The 3,965-nt window shown below is 50.3% G+C and carries 3 protein-coding genes and 1 pseudogene; 1 reads left to right on the top strand and 3 read right to left on the bottom strand.

Going from position 1 to position 3,965, the window contains the following annotated elements; translation table 11 throughout:
* The 3 genes and pseudogenes from R3177_RS13630 to R3177_RS13620 all read right to left on the bottom strand — a co-directional run.
* Positions 1 to 477, bottom strand: a pseudogene (locus R3177_RS13630) (hypothetical protein); the annotation flags it as partial.
* Positions 478 to 482: 5 nt separating this feature from the next.
* Positions 483 to 1,337, bottom strand: coding sequence for a mechanosensitive ion channel family protein (locus tag R3177_RS13625; RefSeq protein ID WP_318971567.1), 855 nt, complete (start codon positions 1,335 to 1,337; stop codon positions 483 to 485).
* Between the two features lie 15 nt (positions 1,338 to 1,352).
* Positions 1,353 to 2,168: a DUF432 domain-containing protein gene (locus R3177_RS13620; RefSeq protein ID WP_318971566.1), complete on the bottom strand. Its 816-nt coding sequence runs from the start codon at positions 2,166 to 2,168 to the stop codon at positions 1,353 to 1,355.
* A gap of 310 nt (positions 2,169 to 2,478) precedes the next feature.
* Between R3177_RS13620 and mgtE the strand changes: the two genes are divergently transcribed.
* Entirely contained in the window at positions 2,479 to 3,822 is a 1,344-nt protein-coding gene (gene mgtE / locus R3177_RS13615) for a magnesium transporter (RefSeq protein WP_318971565.1), read from the top strand.
* The last annotated feature ends 143 nt before the right edge of the window (positions 3,823 to 3,965 follow it).

Raw genomic sequence — 3,965 nt, 5'->3', positions numbered from 1 at the left:
TATCCCAATCGAATATTCAGTTGAACCGCCCTCGCTGGAAAAATCGATTTTGGGCAGCAATGACCAGTTGTCCCAGGTTTTTACCAGCACTTCAACTGTGTTACTTTCAGGACAATACAGGCTAACGGTAACATCGGCGTCACGAATATAGCTGCGGCCCCGCAGAATGCGCTCGGTTTCTGCCAGCTCGGCTAAATCTAACGGACTTTGCGGCGCAAACAGCAGATCGTTGCTGATAGTAAGTTGTTTTGACACCACATGGCTGTAATTGGCAAAGCGATGCAGCCAGAAAGTACCGCGCTCATTCAGATCAAAGACGTTTTGCTGCTCAAAGTGAACAGCGCTGATCGTAAGGCCGTCTGAGGGTAACGAGGCTTCGTCAAATAACCTGGTGCAGCTGCTATCGACTGCTGCAGCCTGATTCAGCAACGTTGTGACCAGCAAAACGATTAGGGCTGCCTTACAGCGATATGTCATGCGGCTTATTCCCCTTGGGCAGCGGGGGCTTTGCCCTCAGCCACCGTGTTAACGGTAAAAGGTGCTGAGTTCTGGCCAAACACGACAGTGCGTTGCGGGAACGGAATTTCGATACCTGCCTTATCAAAGGCCATTTTTACCTCTTCCTGAATACTGTTCCGAAGATCACGGAAGTTTTCCCGTTTGGTCCAGACGCTGAACTGAATACTCAGTGATGAATCAGCAAAGCCATTAAAAATAAACAATGGCGCAGGTTCATCCAGACTAAGCGGATTTGCATCGGCGACTTGTTGCAGTACTTGCCTGACCCGGCTGATATTTTCTTTATAGGCAACTCCTATCATTAAATCAAAACGCCGGATTGGGAAGCGGGTCAGATTGGTCATTTCAGTTTTAATCAGGCTTTCATTAGGAATGCGGACATAGAGATTATCAAAAGTACGTAGTTTGACTGACAACAAATCAATAGATAACACTTCGCCAGTGGTATTTCCTACTTTAATCACATCACCAAGTTGAAAAGGCTTTTCGCCAATCAGAAATAAGCCGCTTATCAGATTCGATGCCGAGGTTTGTGAAGCAAAGCCAATGGCAACAGAGAGCACCCCGGCGGCACCGAGCAGAACGCCTAATGAAAACCCCAGCTGGCGCAATGCTGAGGCAAAAAACAACGCCAGCACCAGCCAGTAAACCAGCCTTTTAAACAGCACCGCATGATGCTGGGAAAAATTACGGGTAACCAGTTTCTGCACCCCGCGACTGGCCAGGCTGGCTAACAGCAAACCGGCTGCCAGCATGATTGCAGCCTGCAATATATTAATCAGCTGCTCAGATTGCAGATAAGCACTAAATTGCTCCATTATCAGCCGCTCCTGTTAGTCATTAAATATACCGGTAAAGGCGCGGATCAGACCCTGCTTTTCGATCGCCTGGCGCGGAGCACTAATCCGGTCTTGCTCGGTTACCCCTTCAGGCAGTTGTCTGCTTATTTTAAAGCGGGTAAGTGCATGATTGCCATCATGATGCAGAGTAATCGGATCGGTCCACAGGCTACCATCGGCTAAACCATACAGGGCCAGATAAGGCACCGGAATACTTAACTTATCCAGCACCAGCATGGTATCAGCATTGTTTTCTATCGTCACTGCAGTAACCGCGCGGTGCGGTCGGGCAGACAGTTCAGCCCGGTTGTGGCGGGCCCGGGTTCTATCGGCGTAACATAATTCGCCGTGCAGCGTTGAAGGGCCAAACCAGGTATCGGACAAACGCTGGCTGGTGATATCAGCCAGTTTACAATCAGGTTGTTGCAGTGCAACCTCGACCACTACCGGTGAGCTGATATAAAATACCGCCTGCTCACCTGGCGGAATATTAAGCTGTTTGCGGGTTTTAACCACCACCGGCCGGTCAAGCAACGTTGGCTTTAAACAAAACTGGCCCGGTGACTGGCGAAATATAAAGCGCTGCAGGTTTTCCAGCTCAGGCAGCCTGGAGATACTGCCACTTCGCAACAGATGATAATCTTCAAATTCCTGGGAGACGGTATAGCCGAGTAGCCATTCAGCGCGTAACCGCTGCAGATAAAGGGTTAGCGGCCCCAGGGTATACTGCCAGCTCTGATCACAATCTACGGCGACAGGCAGCCACCAGGGGCTGAGCGCCGGCATATTACTAGTTTGTTGTGCTTGCATATTTTGTCCGGTATTTTTACTGCCGCTCTGACATTCTAACAGAGCATAGAGACGGGCGCCGTGATAGCTTTGCCGGCCCGATTGTTATTCAGCATGCCTGAACCTAAAATAATGGTTAATTTCTGCTTAATACGCAATAGGTTGTTTTTCCTGAACGATTGATGGTTAGCTTTAAGCGGAGCCGGTATCATATCAGTAGCGCAGGCAGTACGCTGACAGCAGTTTGCCCCAGGCTTGATGAAGTTTGGCTTAATAAAGCGAGCCTGCCATAGCCGACAATCGAATGCCAGATCTAAATTAAGAGGTTGTAATGGAATTACCTGTACTGATTAACCGGCTGCGGGAAGCGCTGGAAAACAATACGGTGCAATTGCTGCAGGATCAGCTGGAAGACGTGCATCCGGCTGACTATGCTGCTGCTATTTCTGAGTTCCCGCTCGATGATCTGTGGCTGTTGCTGGCTGCCCTGCGCCGGGCAGAGCAGGCCGAAGTGTTTGGCTATTTACCAGCCGAGCTGCAGGTCGCGCTGGCTATCCGCGTCAGCCGGCGCAAGCTGGCGCCGATAATCCGCCAGATGTCATCAGATGAACGGGCTGATTTATTTAACCGCTTAACTTATGAGCAGCGCGAAATGCTGCTACCCGCCCTGGCACAGGCAGAGCGGGAAGACTTGCTGCAGTTGTCCAGTCATCAGGAAGGCACAGCCGGCGCCATTATGACGTCGGATTACGCTATTCTGGCGCCGGATATTAACGTTCGTGATGCACTGGATGTGCTGCGCCGCGAAGCCCCCGACAAAGAAACCATCTATTCCGCTTACGTGGTTAACAGTGAGCGCAAACTCATTGGCGTAGTGTCGCTAAAAGAGCTTATTCTGGCGCCTGCTAGCATGCTGGTAGATGAGCTGATGAATCATGACCCTATCTATGCCACGGTCGACATGGCACAGGAGCAGGTCGCGGCTATGGTCGCGAAATATGATTTACTGGCGCTACCTATTCTGAACGATAATCAACAAATGGTCGGCATTGTGACATACGATGATGCGATGGATGTTGCGGCAGAAGAGGCCACAGAAGACTTTCACAAAACGGCCACCATTGGCAAGCTCGATAGCAATGTTAAAGACGCCAGTATCGGCCTGTTGTATCGCAAGCGGGTATTCTGGCTGGTGGTACTGGTATTTGGCAATATTTTTTCCGGCGCCGGTATCGCCTATTTCGAAGAGACCATTGCCAGCTATCTGGCGTTGTTGTTCTTTTTGCCATTACTAATTGCCAGTAGCGGTAACGCCGGGGCGCAGTCGGGCACATTAATGGTGCGGGCCCTGGCGACCGGTGATGTTAAATTGCGTGACTGGGGCTCGTTACTGGCCAAGGAATGTCTGGTAGCAGGGTTGCTCGGCGCCACCATGGCGTTTGCCGTGGTGTGGCTAGGCTGGTGGCGCGGGGGCTATGACATTGCAATAGTAGTAGCCGCCACCATGATGCTGGTAGTTATGGTCGGCAGCCTGGTCGGCTTATCGTTACCCTTTTTACTCAGCCGCTTAAAGCTCGACCCCGCCACCGCCAGCGGCCCGCTAATTACCTCTATTGCCGACGTTTCCGGGGTAGTGCTGTATTTTTCCATTGCTACCTGGTATCTGGGGTTGTAATTCGTGGGTAGCGAACCTTAAATGAAGCAAAAATTTTTATCTTTACAACCAATAAATTACCGTTGCAAAAAAATAATCTGCATGTAAACTCGCGATGCATTTTAAAGGAGCTTATATGCGCAATTTGATTAAAACAGTAGTAG

Source organism: Arsukibacterium sp. (genome assembly GCF_033722355.1).
Taxonomy (GTDB): Bacteria; Pseudomonadota; Gammaproteobacteria; order Enterobacterales; family Alteromonadaceae; genus Alishewanella.
This window is presented reverse-complemented; position numbering and strand designations above follow the sequence as displayed.

Excerpts from the sequence above, each read along its gene's own strand:
- R3177_RS13625 (WP_318971567.1), bottom strand. The coding sequence starts at position 1,337 with ATGGAGCAATTTAGTGCTTATCTGCAATCTGAGCAGCTGATTAATATA.
- R3177_RS13620 (WP_318971566.1), bottom strand. The coding sequence starts at position 2,168 with ATGCAAGCACAACAAACTAGTAATATGCCGGCGCTCAGCCCCTGGTGG.
- mgtE (WP_318971565.1), top strand. The coding sequence starts at position 2,479 with ATGGAATTACCTGTACTGATTAACCGGCTGCGGGAAGCGCTGGAAAAC.